14 protein-coding genes and 1 tRNA gene are annotated in these 18,317 nt (G+C 54.1%); 5 read left to right on the plus strand and 10 right to left on the minus strand.

Annotated elements, in window-relative coordinates:
- Positions 1-3: 3 nt before the first annotated feature.
- From oppB to ACSJLU_RS13415, 4 genes are all read right to left on the minus strand, one after another.
- Positions 4-924, minus strand: coding sequence for an oligopeptide ABC transporter permease OppB (oppB, locus tag ACSJLU_RS13400; protein ID WP_004932150.1), 921 nt, complete (start codon positions 922-924; stop codon positions 4-6).
- 83 nt (positions 925-1,007) lie between these two features.
- On the minus strand, positions 1,008-2,645 hold the full coding sequence (gene oppA, locus ACSJLU_RS13405; RefSeq protein ID WP_025303074.1) for an oligopeptide ABC transporter substrate-binding protein OppA: 1,638 nt from the start codon (positions 2,643-2,645) through the stop codon (positions 1,008-1,010).
- Between the two features lie 147 nt (positions 2,646-2,792).
- A complete protein-coding gene (locus ACSJLU_RS13410; RefSeq protein WP_380825088.1) occupies positions 2,793-4,430 on the minus strand; it encodes an ABC transporter substrate-binding protein in 1,638 nt (545 codons plus the stop codon).
- A gap of 696 nt (positions 4,431-5,126) precedes the next feature.
- Positions 5,127-5,771 (minus strand): YchE family NAAT transporter, encoded by a 645-nt coding sequence (locus ACSJLU_RS13415; protein WP_015378089.1) that lies wholly within the window; start codon positions 5,769-5,771, stop codon positions 5,127-5,129.
- Positions 5,772-6,302: 531 nt separating this feature from the next.
- On the opposite strand from ACSJLU_RS13415, the gene adhE reads away from it, so the two are divergent.
- On the plus strand, positions 6,303-8,975 hold the full coding sequence (gene adhE, locus ACSJLU_RS13420; RefSeq protein WP_025303076.1) for a bifunctional acetaldehyde-CoA/alcohol dehydrogenase: 2,673 nt from the start codon (positions 6,303-6,305) through the stop codon (positions 8,973-8,975).
- Between the two features lie 119 nt (positions 8,976-9,094).
- Here the strand turns inward: adhE and ACSJLU_RS13425 are convergent, their stop codons facing one another.
- Positions 9,095-9,679 carry a thymidine kinase gene (locus ACSJLU_RS13425; protein WP_015378091.1) on the minus strand — a complete coding sequence of 195 codons (585 nt, stop codon included), beginning with the start codon at positions 9,677-9,679 and terminating at the stop codon, positions 9,095-9,097.
- A gap of 700 nt (positions 9,680-10,379) precedes the next feature.
- Between ACSJLU_RS13425 and hns the strand changes: the two genes are divergently transcribed.
- The gene (hns, locus tag ACSJLU_RS13430) at positions 10,380-10,787 is read left to right on the plus strand and encodes a histone-like nucleoid-structuring protein H-NS (protein WP_004932170.1); all 408 of its coding nucleotides are present in this window, start codon (positions 10,380-10,382) and stop codon (positions 10,785-10,787) included.
- Between the two features lie 186 nt (positions 10,788-10,973).
- Here the strand turns inward: hns and ACSJLU_RS13435 are convergent, their stop codons facing one another.
- From ACSJLU_RS13435 to rssA, 5 genes are all read right to left on the minus strand, one after another.
- On the minus strand, positions 10,974-11,984 hold the full coding sequence (locus tag ACSJLU_RS13435) for an NAD-dependent epimerase (RefSeq protein ID WP_025303077.1): 1,011 nt from the start codon (positions 11,982-11,984) through the stop codon (positions 10,974-10,976).
- A 9-nt stretch (positions 11,985-11,993) separates the two neighbouring features.
- Entirely contained in the window at positions 11,994-13,337 is a 1,344-nt protein-coding gene (locus ACSJLU_RS13440; protein WP_141998241.1) for a UDP-glucose dehydrogenase family protein, read from the minus strand.
- 40 nt (positions 13,338-13,377) lie between these two features.
- Positions 13,378-14,295: a UTP--glucose-1-phosphate uridylyltransferase GalU gene (gene galU, locus ACSJLU_RS13445; protein ID WP_025303079.1), complete on the minus strand. Its 918-nt coding sequence runs from the start codon at positions 14,293-14,295 to the stop codon at positions 13,378-13,380.
- A gap of 212 nt (positions 14,296-14,507) precedes the next feature.
- Positions 14,508-15,521, minus strand: a complete 1,014-nt coding sequence (rssB, locus tag ACSJLU_RS13450; RefSeq protein WP_025303080.1) for a two-component system response regulator RssB — start codon at positions 15,519-15,521, stop codon at positions 14,508-14,510.
- Positions 15,522-15,624: 103 nt separating this feature from the next.
- Positions 15,625-16,527 carry a patatin-like phospholipase RssA gene (gene rssA, locus ACSJLU_RS13455; protein ID WP_025303081.1) on the minus strand — a complete coding sequence of 301 codons (903 nt, stop codon included), beginning with the start codon at positions 16,525-16,527 and terminating at the stop codon, positions 15,625-15,627.
- Between the two features lie 118 nt (positions 16,528-16,645).
- Between rssA and ACSJLU_RS13460 the strand changes: the two genes are divergently transcribed.
- The 3 genes from ACSJLU_RS13460 (at position 16,646) to ACSJLU_RS13470 (ending at position 18,287) form a co-directional block, all read left to right on the plus strand.
- Positions 16,646-17,110, plus strand: a complete 465-nt coding sequence (locus ACSJLU_RS13460; protein WP_025303082.1) for a YchJ family protein — start codon at positions 16,646-16,648, stop codon at positions 17,108-17,110.
- 68 nt (positions 17,111-17,178) lie between these two features.
- Entirely contained in the window at positions 17,179-18,027 is an 849-nt protein-coding gene (gene purU, locus ACSJLU_RS13465; protein ID WP_342096334.1) for a formyltetrahydrofolate deformylase, read from the plus strand.
- 175 nt (positions 18,028-18,202) lie between these two features.
- A tRNA-Tyr gene (locus ACSJLU_RS13470) sits at positions 18,203-18,287 on the plus strand.
- The last annotated feature ends 30 nt before the right edge of the window (positions 18,288-18,317 follow it).

Below are 18,317 nucleotides of genomic sequence, written 5' to 3' on the forward strand. Positions count from 1 at the left end.
AGATTAATAACGGATTTTCGGATCGATGACCGCATACAGCACATCGACGATCGCGTTGAACAGAATGGTCAGAGCGCCCACCAGAATGGTCAGGCTCAACACCAGGGAGTAGTCGCGGTTCAGCGCGCCGTTAACGAACAGCTGGCCGATCCCCGGCAGGCCGTAGATGGTTTCGATCACCATCGAACCGGTGATGATCCCGACGAACGCCGGGCCCATATAGGACAGCACCGGCAATAGCGCCGGCTTCAGCGCGTGGCGGAAAATGATGCGGCGCATCGGCAAGCCTTTAGCGCGCGCGGTGCGAATGAAGTTGGAGTGCAGCACTTCAATCATCGAGCCGCGCGTGATACGGGCGATGCTGGCGATATAGGCCAGAGACAGCGCCACCATCGGCAAGATGATGAACTTAGGCGCGCCGCCGTTCCAGCCGCCGCCCGGCAGCCATTTCAACGTGATGGCGAAGATCAGCACCAACAGCGGCGCCACCACGAAACTGGGTATCACCACCCCGGTCATGGCGAACCCCATCACCGTGTAGTCCCATTTGGTGTTCTGATTCAACGCGGCGATCACGCCGGCGCTCACGCCCAGCACCACCGCCAGCAGAAACGCGGCCAGGCCGAGTTTGGCGGAAACCGGGAAAGAGCTGGCGACCAGATCGTTGACCGAATAGTCCTTGTATTTAAAGGACGGGCCGAAGTCTCCCTGCGCAAGCTGCGCCAGATAATGACCGTACTGTTTCCAGATCGGGTCGTTCAAATGATATTTGGCTTCGATATTCGCCATAACTTCCGGCGGCAATGCGCGTTCCCCGGTAAATGGACTGCCGGGCGCCAGGCGCATCATGAAGAATGAGATGGTGATAAGGATAAATAGTGTCGGGATCGCTTCCAATAAGCGACGAAGTATAAATTTAAGCATTGCCCTAACCCTGTGCGACAGCCTGATGACGGCTTATTATTCTCAACATGGGCCGGCGGCCTGCGCCGCCGGCTCTTACCGTATCAATGCTTGATGATGTACAGGTTTTTGTCGTACACGTTATCAAGCGGGTCTTTGCCGGTGTAGCCACCGACGTAAGGTTTCACCAAACGGGCGTTCACGTAGTAATACAGCGGAACGATGGCGGAATCTTTATCCAGCTGAACTTCCGCTTTCTGATACAGATCGGCGCGCTCGTCTTTGCTCTTCGCGGTCAACACGTTGGCCATCAGCTTGTCGAACTCGGCGCTCTTATAGTGCGGGGTGTTACTGCTGCTGTCGGACAGCATCATGTTCAGGAACGAGCTCGGCTCGTTATAGTCGGCGCACCAGCCGGCGCGCGCCACGTCATAGGTCCCCTGATGACGGGTATCCAGGAAGGTTTTCCACTCTTGGTTCACCAGCTTCACGTCCACGCCCAGGTTTTTCTTCCAGATGGAGGCGGCGGCGATCGCCAGCTTCTTGTGCAGATCGGAGGTGTTGTACAGCAGGGAGAAGGTCAGCGGTTTGCCCGGGCCGTAGCCGGCTTCCGCCAGCAGTTTCTTCGCCACTTCGTTGCGTTTTTCCTGCGTCCAGCCGAACCACTCCGGCGGAGTCAGCTTGGCGCCGTCGGTGTATGGCGGCGTAAAGCTGTAGGCCGGCAGATCGCCCTGGTTTTTCACTTTGTTGACGATGATGTCGCGGTCCATGCCCAGCTTCAGCGCTTCACGCACGCGCGCATCGGTGAACGGCGCCTTCTGGTTGTTGATTTCGTAGTAGTAGGTGCACAGGTAAGGATCGACATGCACCTCTTTCGGGATCTCTTTCTTCAGCTTCTGGAACAGTTCGATCGGCATGTTGTTGTAGGTCATGTCGATTTCGCCGGTGCGGTAGCGGTTAACGTCGGTCACTTCCGACGAAATAGGCAGGAACGTCACTTTATTGATGATGGTTTTGGCGTTATCCCAATATTCCGGGTTGCGTTCCAGTACGATGCGTTCGTTGACAATCCAGTCTTTCAGTTTGTAAGCGCCGTTGCTGACGTAGTTGGCTGGCAGCGTCCACTTCTCGCCAAACTTCTCCACCGCGTCTTTGTAAACCGGCTTCATGGCGTAGTGTGGGGTCATTTCAACCAGATAAGGCACCGGCTCGCTCAGGGTCACTTGGAAGGTGTGGTCGTCGATGGCCTTCACGCCCAGCGTCGACTTGTCTTTTTTACCGGCGATGATGTCATCGACGTTTTCCACATGGGCGTACTGCAGGTAGCTGGCGTAAGGCGATGCAGTTTTCGGATCCACTACGCGCTGCCAGCTGTAGACGAAATCTTGCGCCGTCACCGGCTTGCCGTTGGACCATTTGGCGTCTTTACGCAGGTGGAAGGTCCAGACTTTGAAATCTTTGTTATCCCAGCTTTCCGCGACGCCCGGCACGATGGAACCGTCCGGGCTGTTGTTCGCCAAGCCTTCCATCAGATCGCGGGTGACGTTGTTTTCCGGCACGCCCTCGATTTTATGCGGGTCAAGCGACTGCACTTCGGAACCGTTATTTTTGACAATTTCTTGCTTGTCGGCCAGTTGCACGCCGGCAGGAACGTCGGCGGCAAAGGCGGAGGTGGTTGCTGTGATGCCCAGCGCGGCGATGACGCCGGCGGCAATGAGCGTTTTCTTCGTGATGTTGGTCATACTTATCGACTCCAGTTTTTATTATCACAGGCTCTTCGTGGAACCTGCGTTGCCCGTAAGCGGACTCTGTTTTCCCGCCGCCGCGGAACGAATGCGGCGGCCGGCCTTCCCTATATTCCTCCGCGAGTTAGCGCAAGGAATACCCCTTTACTGCTTGATAATGTACAGATTTTTAACGTCGGTATAGTCCAGCGGGTCTTTGCCGGTGAACCCGCCTACCGTCGGCTTGATCAACCGTGCGCTGACGCGGTAATAAACCGGGACCAACGCGGAGTCTTTGTCCAGCTGAGCTTCCGCCTGCTGATAGAGCGCGGCGCGCGCGGCCTCATCCGGCGCCTTCAGCGTAGCGGCCATGATGGCGTCGAACGCCGGGCTCTTATAGAACACGGTATTGATACTGCTGTTGGACAGCACCAGGTTCAGGAACGCACTGGGTTCGTTGTAATCGCCGCACCAGGTGGCGCGCGCCACATCGTATTGCCCCTGATGGCGGCTCTCCAATGAAGTCTTCCACTCCTGATTGCGCAGCGTGACCTCCGCACCGAGGTTCTTCTTCCACATCGATGCGGCGGCGATCGCCTGCTGTTTGTTTTGATCGGAGGTGTTGTAGAGCAACGAGAACTTCAGCGGTTTGGCATCGCTGTAGCCCGCCTCCGCCAGCAGCTTCCTGGCTTCGGCGTTGCGCTGTTCCTGGCTCCAGCCGGCCCATGCGGGCTGCGTAAAGTTCGCGCCCTCCGTAAAGGTCGGCGTGAAACTGTAGGCCGGGATCTGTCCCTGGCCCATGATCTTGTTGGCGATGATGTCGCGATCCAGCGTCATCTTCACCGCCGTACGCACGCGTGGATCGGTAAACGGCGCCCGCTTGTTATTGAGCTCGTAATAGAAGGTGCACAGATAAGGGTTAACGTGCAGCTGTTCGGGCATTTCGCGCTTCATCTTGACGTACAGGTACGGCGGGATCGCGCTGTTGGTGATGTCGATCTCGCCGCTGCGGAAGCGGTTGACGTCGCTGACTTCCGAAGTAATCGGCAGGAAGGTCGCCTGATTGATCACCGTCTGCTTGTTGTTCCAGTAGCTCGGGCTGCGCTCCAGCACGATGCGCTCGTTCACCACCCACTCTTTCAGGCGGTAAGCGCCGTTGCCGACGTAGTTGGCGGGTAGCGTCCATTTATCGCCGAATTTCTCCACCACCGCCCGTTTGACCGGTTTGAGCGACGTGTGGTTCAGCATGCTGATGAAATACGGCACCGGTTCGCTCAGCGTCACCTGCAGCGTCTGGTCATCCAACGCCTTGACGCCGAGGGTCTGCGGAGGCTTCTTGCCGGTCAGGATGTCGTCGATATTGTCGACTTTGGTGTATTGCAGATAGCTGGCGTAAGGCGAGGCGATTTTCGGATCGGCCAGGCGCTGCCAGCTGTAGACGAAGTCCTGCGCGGTCACCGGAGTGCCGTCGCTCCACACCGCGCCGGGGCGCAGGTGGAAGGTCCATTGCTGATAATTCTGGTTTTCCCAGCTCGCCGCCGCCGCCGGCACCACATGCCCGTTGGCGTCGGTGCTCACCAGCCCTTCAAGTAGGTTAAGAATGATATTGCTTTCCGGTACCCCCTCGACCTTATGCGGATCCAATGAAGCCACTTCGCTGCCGTTGTTGATCACAATATTCTGTTGCTGCGCCAACTGAACGCCGGCCGGCACTTCCGCCGCCAAACTGTTATTTATGGCGCCGACGCTCAGCACGCCGCTAATCAACAAGGTCAAAGAAGTACGCTTCAGGGTTTGCTGCATAATCGAGGCTCCTTTTCACCGACAAGCATCGCTTATCGAAGTTTGTGAAGTGTTTATAAGAATTCTAAATAAACGGATACCAGCAAAAATCATTCTCGTTTTTATGGCGCATTTCAGTTAATTGACCACGGGAAAGTTGCTCGGAAATTAGCAGAAGCCAAATTCCATAGCCAATAAATTTTACGAAAATGTTAAGCAATTCTCTTTTATCGCACGAAGCCCGATCCGCTCCCCGAGAGCGGGGCAACGAAAAAACAAAATCATCACTTTGATTTTAAAGATAAAAAAACCAAAATCATTTCGTTTGAAACCGTCAGCGTCATCTCACCGCCGCACAAAGAAACATTCAGTTAACAATCCAGCCATTCAAAGAACAAACACCTGCCTATGGTCGGTTAATCACTAATAACACCTGGATGAAAGTGAGACAAGCCCCACAGAATGATGTGATTAATTTAACAACAGCTTTACCGTTGAACGGGGACAAAACGCGCGGAAATGGGGGAAGAAAAGTATCTGAAATAACGCTTAGCGTTTTTTTTGCACAGCAAGATGAGATTTATGCAACATAAGGGTGCAACCGAATAAATTTTATTCATCCTCTGCACTATAATAATGCGAACCAATAAATAATTTAAATTTTAAAATTAATTTTAGCCGCGCCAACGCGAAAGGTGCGCGGCTAAACAAAGGGTATTACAACAGGCCGGGGAATATCGCCTTAATGCCGGTAACGATAAACTCGATCCCGAGCGCCATCAGCAACAGGCCCATGATTCGGGTGATCACGTTGATGCCGGTCTGCCCAAGCAAACGCACCAACAGCGGCGCGGCGCGGAACAACAGCCAGCAGCAAAAGGCGAACAAGGCGATCGCCACCGTAAAACCGAGCAGGCTTTGCCAGTTGTGATAACGTGAACTCCAGACGATGGTAGAACTGATCGCCCCTGGCCCCGCCATCAGCGGCAGCGCTAACGGCACCACGCCGATACTTTCGCGGATCGCGCTCTCCGACTTCTCTTGTTTGTTCTGTTTGTCTTCCCCCAGCTTGCCGCTGATCATCGACATGGCGATGGTCACCACCAGAATACCGCCGGCGATGCGGAACGAATCGATAGAGATGCCGAACATCCGCAGGATCCCTTCGCCCAGGAACAGCGAGGTCCACAGAATGATGGCGACCGACAGGTTGGCGGTCAGGTTGGTTTTGTTGCGCCCCGCTTCCGCCTGATAACTGGTCATACTGATAAACACCGGCAAGATGCCCACCGGGTTGACCAGCGCAAACAGACCGACAAAGAACTTGATAAAGCCGGAAAGATCCAACAGAGATTGGCCCACAGATGGCTCCGCATTAAGTACTATAAAAAGGTGTGCTGCCTATGCGCGCTAATGTAATGGAATTGCCGCGGGTAATCCATCCGGCCAGAGCAGCATTTTTGACTACCAGCAGGTTATGCAACAAAACAAATGCCCTTTGTTAAAGTGATGTATGGCCTTTTGATTTTTTATGTTGAAAAAAGAGTCACCGCTCACAGTTATCGAGAATAATTCCCAACACCAGCAAGCTGAAAGGTGTCAGCTTGCACTTTTCATGATTTAGATCACAAATCAACTACCCAACTGTGGGTAAGCTCTTAGTCGTAGTCAGGGAGTAGAACAAAGTAGGCCGCGGCATCGCCGGTTCTGTTCTCCTCACTGCCTGCCCCTCCGGTTGGCGTAGGGTGAAGCTCTTTAAGCAAATCAGCAGCATGCGAAGAAATAACGCGGGAAGACCCCGGTATTCTCATCACCGCTTATCCCCGTTACGACTATACTAGTGGCTCGCACGGCTTATTTACTGAAAGAGTTTAACATTATCAGGAGAGCATTATGGCTGTAACGAATGTCGCTGAACTGAACGAGCTTGTCGCACGTGTCAAAAAAGCCCAGCGCGAATATGCCAACTTCACTCAAGAGCAAGTGGATAAAATCTTCCGCGCTGCCGCCCTCGCCGCTGCTGATGCCCGTATCCCATTGGCCAAAATGGCCGTGGAAGAATCCGGAATGGGTATCGTCGAAGACAAAGTGATCAAAAACCACTTCGCTTCCGAGTACATCTACAACGCCTATAAAGATGAAAAAACCTGTGGCATCCTGTCTGAAGATGACACTTTCGGTACCATCACCATCGCCGAACCTATCGGCCTGATTTGCGGTATCGTGCCTACCACCAACCCAACTTCTACCGCGATCTTCAAAGCGCTGATCAGCCTGAAAACCCGCAATGGCATCATCTTCTCGCCGCACCCGCGTGCGAAGAATGCCACCAACAAAGCCGCCGATATCGTGCTGCAAGCCGCTATCGCCGCCGGTGCGCCGAAAGACATTATCGGTTGGATCGACCAACCTACCGTCGAACTGTCCAACCAGCTGATGCACCACCCTGACATCAACCTGATCCTCGCCACCGGTGGTCCGGGCATGGTGAAAGCCGCCTACAGTTCCGGCAAACCGGCAATCGGCGTCGGCGCCGGCAATACGCCGGTCGTGGTAGACGAAACCGCAGATATCAAACGCGTGGTCGCCTCTATCCTGATGTCCAAAACCTTCGACAGCGGCGTTATCTGCGCTTCCGAACAGTCGGTCATCGTTGTTGACGCTATCTATGATGCGGTACGCGAGCGCTTCGCTTCCCACGGCGGCTATCTGCTGCAGGGTAAAGAACTGAAAGCGGTGCAGGACATCATCCTGAAAAACGGCGGCCTGAACGCGGCCATCGTCGGGCAATCCGCACCGAAAATCGCCGAAATGGCAGGCATCAAAGTGCCGGCCAATACCAAAGTGCTGATCGGTGAAGTGAAGCTGGTCGACGAGTCTGAACCTTTCGCACATGAAAAACTGTCGCCTACCCTGGCGATGTACCGTGCCAAAGACTTCGAAGACGCCGTCGCCAAAGCCGAAAAACTGGTCGCCATGGGCGGTATCGGCCACACGTCCTGCCTGTACACCGACCAGGATAACCAAACGGCTCGCATCGCCTACTTCGGCGATAAAATGAAAACGGCTCGCATTCTGATCAACACCCCGGCTTCTCAGGGCGGTATCGGCGACCTGTACAACTTCAAACTTGCGCCTTCGCTGACGCTGGGTTGCGGTTCCTGGGGTGGTAACTCCATCTCTGAAAACGTCGGACCTAAACACCTGATCAACAAGAAAACTGTAGCGAAGCGAGCAGAAAACATGTTGTGGCATAAACTTCCGAAATCGATCTACTTCCGCCGTGGCTCACTGCCTATCGCGCTGGAAGAAGTGGCGACCGACGGGGCGAAACGCGCCTTCATCGTGACCGACCGTTTCCTGTTCAACAACGGCTATGCCGACCAGATCACCAAGGTTCTGAAGTCTCACGGTATCGAAACTGAAGTGTTCTTTGAAGTGGAAGCCGATCCGACGCTGAGCATCGTGCGCAAAGGCGCCGAGCAGATGAACTCCTTCAAACCGGACGTCATCATCGCGCTGGGCGGCGGTTCGCCGATGGACGCCGCGAAAATCATGTGGGTGCTGTACGAACATCCTGAAACCCACTTCGAGGATCTGGCGCTGCGCTTCATGGACATCCGCAAGCGTATCTACAAGTTCCCGAAAATGGGCGTGAAAGCGAAGATGATCGCCATCACCACCACCTCAGGCACCGGTTCGGAAGTCACGCCATTCGCCGTCGTGACCGACGACACCACCGGACAGAAATACCCGCTGGCCGACTATGCGCTGACCCCGGACATGGCGATTGTCGACGCCAACCTGGTGATGAACATGCCAAAATCCCTGTGTGCCTTCGGCGGTCTGGATGCGGTAACCCACGCGCTGGAAGCCTACGTGTCGGTGCTGGCGAACGAATACTCCGACGGCCAGGCGCTGCAGGCGCTGAAACTGTTGAAAGAGTATCTGCCGGCCAGCTATAAAGAAGGCGCGAAAAACCCGGTTGCCCGTGAACGCGTGCACAACGCCGCCACCATCGCCGGTATCGCTTTCGCCAACGCCTTCCTCGGGGTTTGTCACTCCATGGCGCACAAGCTGGGTTCGGAGTTCCACATTCCGCACGGCCTGGCCAACGCGATGCTGATTTCCAACGTCATTCGCTACAACGCGAACGACAACCCGACCAAGCAAACGGCCTTCAGCCAGTACGACCGCCCTCAGGCGCGCCGCCGCTACGCTGAAATCGCCGACCACCTCGGCCTGAGCGCACCGGGCGACCGCACCGCGCAGAAGATTGAGAAACTGCTGGCCTGGCTGGACGAGCTGAAAACCGAGTTGGGCATCCCAACCTCCATCCGTGAGGCGGGTGTGCAGGAGGCGGACTTCCTGGCGAAAGTCGACAAGCTGTCGGAAGACGCATTCGACGACCAATGCACCGGCGCCAACCCGCGCTACCCGCTGATTGCCGAACTGAAGCAAATCATGCTGGATACCTTCTACGGCCGCGAATTCAGCGAAGCGGTCGACGAGGAAGCGGCGGCTCCGGCTGCAGCCAAAACCGCGGTAAAGAAGCCCAAGAAATAACGGTTCCGTGAACCGATAAAAAAACCCGCCAAACGGCGGGTTTTTTATTGCGCCTGGCGCGCGGTTTTTCTTATCCCGCCGCCAAAACGCCTCAGCGGGCGCTGGCGGCATTTTCGCTCCTACTCCAGGGAGTGAATCGCCTCTTTATAATGCTTGCGACAGACGGAGACATAGCTCTCGTTACCGCCAATCACCACCTGTTCACCAGCGTGCATAGCCTGGCCGTTTTCATCCAACCGCAACACCATGTTGGCTTTGCGCCCACAGTGACAGATGGTTTTCAATTCCACCAGCTTATCGGCCCAGGCCAGCAAATATTGGCTGCCGGTAAACAGTTCACCGAGAAAATCGGTACGCAGGCCGTAGCACAATACGGGAATGTCCAGTTGGTCCACCACATCGCACAATTGCTCAACCTGCGCCTTGGTCAGGAACTGGCTTTCATCCAGCAGCACACAATGCACCGGCTGCTGTTGATGCTCTTGCTGAATCATGGCGTACAGCATCGAGTCGTTGTTATAGAGCTGGGCCTGCGAGGATAAACCGATGCGCGAGCTGACTTTACCGACGCCAAAGCGGTGATCGATCTCCGCGGTGAACACCAGCGTGCGCATACCACGTTCTTGATAGTTATATGAAGACTGTAGCAGCGCGGTGGACTTGCCGGCATTCATCGCAGAGTAATAAAAATAAAGTTGAGCCATGGCCCCGCAACTCCGATGGTATAAGAAATATTCAAATGTTGATTAGGACGGTAAGTGTACCATAAGCCGCCCCCCGGCTCAGCCCAAAGCGAACGAATATTGCGTTCGCCGTAATAATGCGCTTTCAAGCGAAACATATCGTTCTGTCGGCCCGTTCTTTTTACAGCTATTTACAGGATAATGTATGCCTGTCATCACTATTAATTCTTGCTAATGGTTAACCCCGAACATTTGCCCATTAATGCATAATCCTCTTTCACTGCGGCAGGCACCGCAGCCGCGGGAGAGTGCTTGTCTATTATACGTGAGGCCAATACAGGGCATTTAATCACCTTCGCTATCCCCCCGACGTTTCCTGACGCAACCTTTACCTATATACCCCTATTGTTTACAATGTCTGCCTTACCATGGCGTGATTAAGCCCACAGAACTCATTGTAATATTGATATAAATTACGACGATAACTTATCGATGAAAGCCTTGCGACACGCGCCTTTTAAAGCATGCCTGCTGAAATTTTGACTTAAGTGCGGTGAGGATAATAGTTAACAGCCCTTCCTATATTAGTCGGACAGATCCGATTAACGGTTTTTTAAAAGGTAAATTTGAGTATTCAAGTCAATTTGGCTATTGCAGAAAAGAAAATAGCACTCTATTATTATCGAGACGCCCCCCACCAATATAATTTGAGACTAGGACAATGAGCGAAGCATTAAAGATTTTGAACAACATCCGCACTCTGCGCGCCCAGGCAAGAGAATGCACACTGGAAACGCTGGAAGAAATGCTCGAGAAACTGGAAGTTGTTGTGAACGAACGTCGCGAAGAAGACAGCCAGGCTCAAGCAGAAATCGAAGAACGCACTCGTAAACTGCAGCAATACCGCGAAATGCTGATTGCTGATGGTATCGATCCAAATGAGCTGCTGCAAACCATGGCTGCCAACAAGGCTGCCGGCAAAGCAAAGCGTGCAGCACGTCCTGCTAAATACCAATATAAAGATGAAAACGGCGAACTGAAAACCTGGACCGGCCAAGGCCGTACGCCTGCGGTGATTAAGAAAGCTATCGAAGAGCAAGGTAAATCTCTGGACGATTTCCTGCTGTAATAGCGATTCAGTCCGTATCTGAAAGGCTCCCTTCGGGGGGCCTTTTCATTTTAAAGCTTATCGACGTGATCCCACCTCACCCCTCTCCTTTTAGTAAATATCCTAATTCGCATTTTCTTCCCTGCATGGAGCCCCAATGAAAAAAAGGGGCCCTAAGGCCCCTTTATCGCATTTACCCTCGTTCAATTATTGAACCTGGTAGAATGCCTTATACCAATCAACAAAGCGCTTTACACCCTCTTCAACGCTGGTTTCCGGTTTAAAACCAATGTCACGATAAAGCTCTGCGGTGTCCGCACTGGTATCCATCACGTCGCCAGGTTGCATCGGCAGCATATTCTTGCGGGCAGTTACCCCCAAAGCCTGCTCCAGCGCCGTGATATATTCCATCAGTTTAACAGGGGTGTTATTGCCGATATTATAAACATGATACGGTGCGGAACTGGTCGCTGGCGATCCCTGTTCAACGCTCCATGACGGATCTGCCTGCGGAATAACCGCCTGCAGCCGCACAATCGCCTCGGTGATATCATCGATGTAGGTAAAGTCACGGTGCATTTCACCGTGGTTATATACATCGATGCTCTCCCCCGCCAATATGGCCTTGGTAAACTTGAACAGCGCCATATCCGGACGCCCCCAGGGACCATATACGGTAAAGAAGCGTAACCCCGTCGTCGGGAGACCGTATAAATGAGAGTAGCTGTGTGACATCAGCTCATTGGCTTTTTTGGTGGCCGCATACAGTGACACAGGGTGATCGACAGAATCTTCGGTAGCAAACGGCAGCTTGCGATTGAGGCCATAAACAGAGCTGGAGGAAGCATAAAGTAAATGCTCGACCTTATTATGGCGGCAGCCTTCCAGAACGTTCAAATGGCCGATCAGGTTGGCGTCCGCATAAGCCAACGGGTTAACCAACGAATAACGCACGCCGGCTTGTGCCCCCAAATGAATGACTCGTTGGAACTGATGCTCGGCGAACAATGCCGCCATCCCTTCACGATCGGCCAAATCCAGCTTGATAAAGCGGAATCCCGGCTTATCCGCCAGTCTGTCCAGACGGGCCATTTTCAGGCCCACGTCATAATAGTCATTCAGGTTATCGATGCCGACAACCTGATGCCCGGCGGTCAACAAACGCTCTGCAACGTGATAACCAATAAACCCTGCGGCGCCTGTAACCAGGAATTTCATGCCCACTCCTTAAATAACCGGTTTAATCGAGGCGCCGCGGCCAATCGCGTAATAGGTAAAGCCGCGATTCTCCAAACGCTCCGGATCGTACAGGTTACGTCCATCGAAGATCACCGGCTGCTTCAACGCACTCTTGATCACATCGAAGTCCGGTGCGCGGAAATTCTGCCATTCGGTGCAGATCACCAGAGCATCGGCGCCGTGCAATGCAGCCTCTTTGGTCCCCATCAGCTTCAAGTCGTCGCGCTGGCCATAGATGCGCTGAACTTCGTTCATCGCTTCAGGATCGTAGGCTTGAACGGTGGCGCCGGCAGCCCACAATTGCTCCATCAGCACGCGGCTGGACGCTTCACGCATGTCATCGGTATTCGGCTTGAACGCCAGGCCCCACAGCGCAAAGGTTTTCCCCTTCAGATCGCTGCCGAAGTAATCTTTGATAAAGCTGTTCAACTTATCTTTCTGTTGGTAGTTGACCTGCTCTACCGCCTGCAGCAGCTTCGGTTGGTAACCGATCTGCTCCGCCGTGCGGATCAACGCCTGGACATCTTTCGGGAAGCAAGAACCACCGTAGCCGCAGCCAGGGTAGATAAAGTGATAACCGATGCGTGAGTCGGAACCGATGCCCTGACGCACTTTCTCGATGTCCGCACCCAGCATTTCCGCCAGATTGGACATTTCGTTCATAAAGCTGATTTTGGTCGCCAGCATGCAGTTGGCGGCGTATTTGGTCAGCTCTGCGCTGCGGATATCCATCATGATCATACGATCGTGATTGCGGTTAAACGGCTCGTACAGTTCGCGAATCGGTTCGATTACCTCTTTATTATCGGTACCGATCACGATGCGTTCAGGGCGCATGCAGTCAGCTACCGCAGCGCCTTCCTTCAGGAATTCAGGGTTGGATACCACGTCGAACGCCACGTTGCTGCCGCGTTTAGCCAGCGTTTCCGCCATCACCTGACGCACCTTGTCCGCCGTACCGACCGGCACGGTGGATTTATCGATCACCACTTTGCGATCGATCATGTGTTCAGCGATGGTACGTGCAACCGCGGTGACATATTTCAGATCGGCGGAGCCGTCCTCATCCGGCGGCGTGCCGACGGCGATAAACTGGATATTCCCGTGCGCCACGCCCGCTTTGGCATCGGTGGTGAAATGCAGGCGCCCAGCCTCATAGTTTTTCTGCACCAGCGGCGTCAAGCCCGGTTCAAAAATCGGAATATTGCCCTTTTTCAGGTTTTCGACTTTTCGCTCATCGACGTCAATGCACATAACGTCATGGCCAACTTCAGCCAGTACGGCGGCCTGCACCAGCCCTACATAGCCAATACCAAAAACTGTTACTTTCATGTGAAAATCCTAGTTTTTCAAATTAAGACGAAAGATCAAATTACTTCTTGTCAGCGGCAACAACCTGTTGCAGCCACTGAGAAAATTCTTTGCCCAGGCTGGCATGACGCATGCCGTACTCTACAAAAGCCTGCATGTATCCCAGCTTGTTACCGCAGTCATGGCTTACGCCCTTCAGGTGATACGCTTCCACCGTTTCCTGCTGCATCAACATTTCGATACTGTCAGTCAGCTGAATTTCGTCGCCGGCGCCAGGGGGCGTTTTAGCCAACAGCGGCCAAATATCGGCGGATAACACGTAACGACCGACAATCGCCAGGTTGGAAGGGGCTTTATCCGGCGAAGGTTTCTCAACCACACTCACCATCGGCGCACTTTCGCCCGGTTGCAAAGCAACGCCCTTACAGTCGGCTACGCCGTAGTTTCCGACATCTTTATGCGGCACGGGTTCAACCATGATCTGGCTGACGCCGGTAGTTTCGAAGCGCTGCAGCATTTCGCGGAGGTTGTCTTTTTTCGGATCGGCGCTGTATTCGTCGAGGATCACGTCCGGCAACACCACCGCCACCGGTTCATCGCCCACCATCGGGTAGGCACACATAATCGCGTGCCCCAGGCCTTTGGCATTGCCCTGACGAACCTGCATCACGGTAACGCCTTTCGGGCAGATCGACTGCACTTCATCCAGCAATTGGCGCTTGACGCGTTTTTCCAGCATCGCTTCAAGTTCGAAACTGGTATCAAAATGGTTTTCGATCGAGTTCTTGGAGGAGTGGGTGACCAGCACAATCTCGTTAATCCCCGCCGCAATGCACTCATTAACGACGTATTGGATCAGCGGTTTATCAACCAGCGGCAGCATTTCTTTCGGAATGGCTTTGGTGGCCGGCAACATCCGCGTACCCAAGCCTGCAACCGGGATCACGGCTTTTCTGACTTTGCGATTTACAGCAGGCATTATTTCCTCTCTTGAAGCTAAAGCGCTCATTTTATGAGCTTGGGCTCAATATAAAAAACCTTCGGAGTATACCAGCTTATGCGCGCCTGGCATTAACCAGAACACAAATAGAAAACATTTAGGACTATTACCCGTTCGGATAATCGGGAGAATAAATAAACGGTTTAATTACCGATAAGTGAATAGCTTAAGATCTCGCCGTTCGTTGCCTGTTATTCAGCGCTGAGCATCAGCCGCAACCGACCACCGCTTCCCCATACCTGACACTGCCAGGCAGTGCAGCGCTGGCTGATCTGATTCATGTAGGTGGCACCCAGCGTCCCCAGTGGCACGCCATTGCTCAGCTGGATTTGATTGTCACCGGTATTGACGTTGGCATGCAGCCCGGCAGAAACCAGAATCAGGTTTTTATTTTCGGCGTGATAATATCCCAGCAACAGCGGGAATTGACCGTCTAATTTCCCCTGCCGCAATAATTGATTAACCTGCTTTAACAATGCCGACATTTGCGGCAGACGATGCTGTTGATTAGCCAGATGGTCTTGCAGCAGCCCATTAAATAATGCACGCAACAGCAATGCCGCCAATACGCCATTATCGCCGGCGCGCGTGACGTCCAGGCAATAGAATGCCAGATCCTTTTCTGACAAAGCGGCGATATCCAGCACCAGGCCAGGATTTTCGCCGGTGGTTAACTGCCGATAGTTGATCCGGCAATGCGCAATAGTCTGCTGTACCGGCGGTTGCAATTGTTTAAGCAGTTTGACGGCTTCGGAGGGATTTTTGCTCAACGCATCCCAGTCCTGAAACAGTTCAACCTCCTCAATCGCCTGGGAAGTGAACATATTGGGGTATAAGCATGCCAACACCGCTTCACGCAGGCGATTGAGATCGGTCAGCGGCTTGAGCAGCACATCCTGCACGCCCAACCTCAGCACCTTGGCGATGTCAGCCATCTTGTCGGTGGCCGAGATCACCAGCACCGGGATTTGCAGCCCCTGCAAACGCAGGTGCTCAACGAATTCGATCCCCCCCATTTCCGGCATCGCGAGATCGCACAGGATCAGATCCGGCTTGAAGTCATCGACGGCACCCAGCGCCTGTATACCGTTGGTCGCCTCGCCGGTTTCAGCACCCAGTGAGGCCAAATAACCGACCAGCACTGAACGAAAAACCTGTTCGTCCTCAACGATCAAGATGCGCTTGTGAGTAAGTGGTAATGCCATCAGCCGAGCCTCGTCCCTTTCCATAGTGTAATAGTGGCTCAAAAAGGTCACTTATGCTCGTCTGAAACAGACTGACCGCGCATTGCCAACCGAGAACCGAGAATTATCTATTTTTTATCAACGGCAACAACCGATCCAGTTGTTTTTCCACCGCAAGCAACCCCGCTGCGATCGCTTCATCGGCGCGGTGGAAATCCAGCGTCGAGATTTGCGGACAAAAAGGTTGAATCAACACATCCGGCGGATCGCTCGCCATCCGATTACGCTTCAAACGATTTTCCAGCATTTGAATCGAGGTGCTCATAATCTCCATCGCCGTCGGCGCCGTCGCCGGTTTGCGCTTACGCATTCTGCCGACGCGTTCCCGCAGACGCCCGCGCCAGGTCGCCGCAGGCGCATCGTTCGGGCTTTCTTCCTCGATACGTATCGAGAACAGATCCTGCTGCATCAGATGCGCATCATGCTGCAGATCGACCGCGATGACGATATCGGCGCCCATGGCGCGGCAAAGCGACACCGGCACAGGATTGACCACCGCGCCATCCACCAGCCAATAGCCGTCGGCCCATACCGGCGCCAACAGGCCAGGCATACTGCAGGAGGCGCGTATCGCCTGATGAATATCGCCTTCGGTCAGCCACAGCTCGCGCCCGGTGCTGAGATTGGTGGTCACGGCACCGAACTTCAACGCACAATCGGCGATATCATTGACCTTCAGCAGCTGTCCGACGGCGTTAAACACCCGCTCGCCGCGCAACAGGCCGCCGCGCTGCCAGGAAAAATCCATCAGGCGAATGACGTCCCAATAGCTGAACGATCGCACCCACTGCTCCATCGCCGGCAGACGATGGCTGGCGAACGCCGCGCCCACCAACGCGCCGACAGAACAGCCGGCAACGACATCAACCTCAATCCCCAATTTCTTTATCGCATTGATCACGCCGATGTGCGCCCAGCCTTTGGCCGAGCCCGCTCCCAGCGCCAGTCCGATCTTGATTTGCCGCATCGCGCCATCCTCAGGGTGAAAGGTGTTCTCTGCTTTCAGGGTAGATTGTCACTGACGAATATTGTTAGGTAACATATGCGCTAAATTCATTTTCTGCCTCGTGTTCTCAGGAGTTATTTTGCCCGAATTATGCCCATGCGGCAGCGGACTGGCGTATAACGCGTGCTGCGCCCCTTTTATCAGCGGCAATCAGCCAGCGCCGACGCCCGGCCAGCTGATGCGTTCACGCTTCACCGCCTACGTGAGTCATAACGTCGACTATCTGATCGCCACCTGGCACCCCGACTGCGGTGCCGAAGCGTGGCGCAATGCAATCGTCGACAGTTTTAAGAATACCGAATGGCTGGGCCTGACGGTCGTGGAAGAGAAAGCCGGTCATGAGCCGGATGAAGGCTTCGTCGAATTCATCGCCCGTTTTACCGATGGCGAAAGCGGCGAACCGCAAGCGATGCATGAGCGCTCACGCTTCCTTCGTCGCGATCAACGTTGGTATTATATCGACGGTACCAAACCCCAGCCCGGCAGAAATGCGATGTGTCCCTGTGGCTCAGGGAAAAAATATAAGAAGTGCTGCGGGCGCTAACCGGCCGGCGCTTCACGTTTACGCCTGCGCAGACAGGCCGTTCAGTATCAGACAGGATCCTCAAACCCATGCCACACCAAAATGTACAACGAAAAGTGTTACGCACCATCTGCCCGGACGCCAAAGGGCTGATCGCCAAGATCACCAACATCTGTTACAAGCACGAACTCAATATCGTCCAGAATAATGAGTTCGTCGATCACCGCACCGGGCGTTTCTTTATGCGCACCGAGCTGGAAGGCATTTTCAACGACAACACGCTGCTGGCCGATCTGGACAGCGCGCTGCCGGAAGGTTCGCTGCGCGAGCTGCACAGCACCGGGCGCCGGCGCATCGTGGTGCTGGTCACCAAAGAGGCCCACTGCCTGGGCGATCTGTTGATGAAAAGCGCCTATGGTGGCCTCGACGTTGAAATTGCCGCCGTGATCGGCAACCACGACACGCTGCAAACGCTGGTGGAGCGTTTCGATATTCCTTTCCATCTGGTGAGCCACGAAGGCTTGACGCGGGAGCAGCATGACCGCGAAATGACGGCCAAGGTCGATCAATATCAGCCGGATTACGTGGTGTTGGCCAAATATATGCGCGTGCTGACGCCGGCCTTCGTGCAACATTATCCGAACCAGGTGATCAACATTCACCATTCGTTCCTGCCGGCGTTTATCGGCGCACGCCCTTATCACCAGGCCTATGAGCGCGGGGTAAAAATCATCGGCGCCACCGCCCACTACGTTAACGACAATCTCGACGAAGGCCCGATCATCATGCAGGACGTGATCCACGTCGATCACACCTATTCCGCCGAGGATATGATGCGCGCCGGCCGCGACGTAGAGAAAAACGTGCTCAGCCGCGCGCTTTATCAGGTGTTGGCGCAGCGCGTCTTCGTCTACGGCAACCGCACCGTTATTCTGTAATCGCTCAATAAATCGGTGCATTTCGTTCAGGGATGCACCGCCAAGAATAAAAAAACGGCAAACGATTCATTTTCTGCATTTCAATGCTTTACACATCCGCTTCATTTGATATGATGCGCCCCGCTTACCGAGACAGCGCTCTCGCAAGCAAGGCCAGTTAAATAGCCATGTATATGGTGGGGTTCCCGAGCGGCCAAAGGGAGCAGACTGTAAATCTGCCGTCACTGACTTCGAAGGTTCGAATCCTTCCCCCACCACCATCTTCTCTCCGCCAGGAGCGAAGACGCAGT

This window comes from Serratia bockelmannii (genome assembly GCF_051803255.1).
GTDB classification, from domain to species: domain Bacteria; phylum Pseudomonadota; class Gammaproteobacteria; order Enterobacterales; family Enterobacteriaceae; genus Serratia; species Serratia bockelmannii.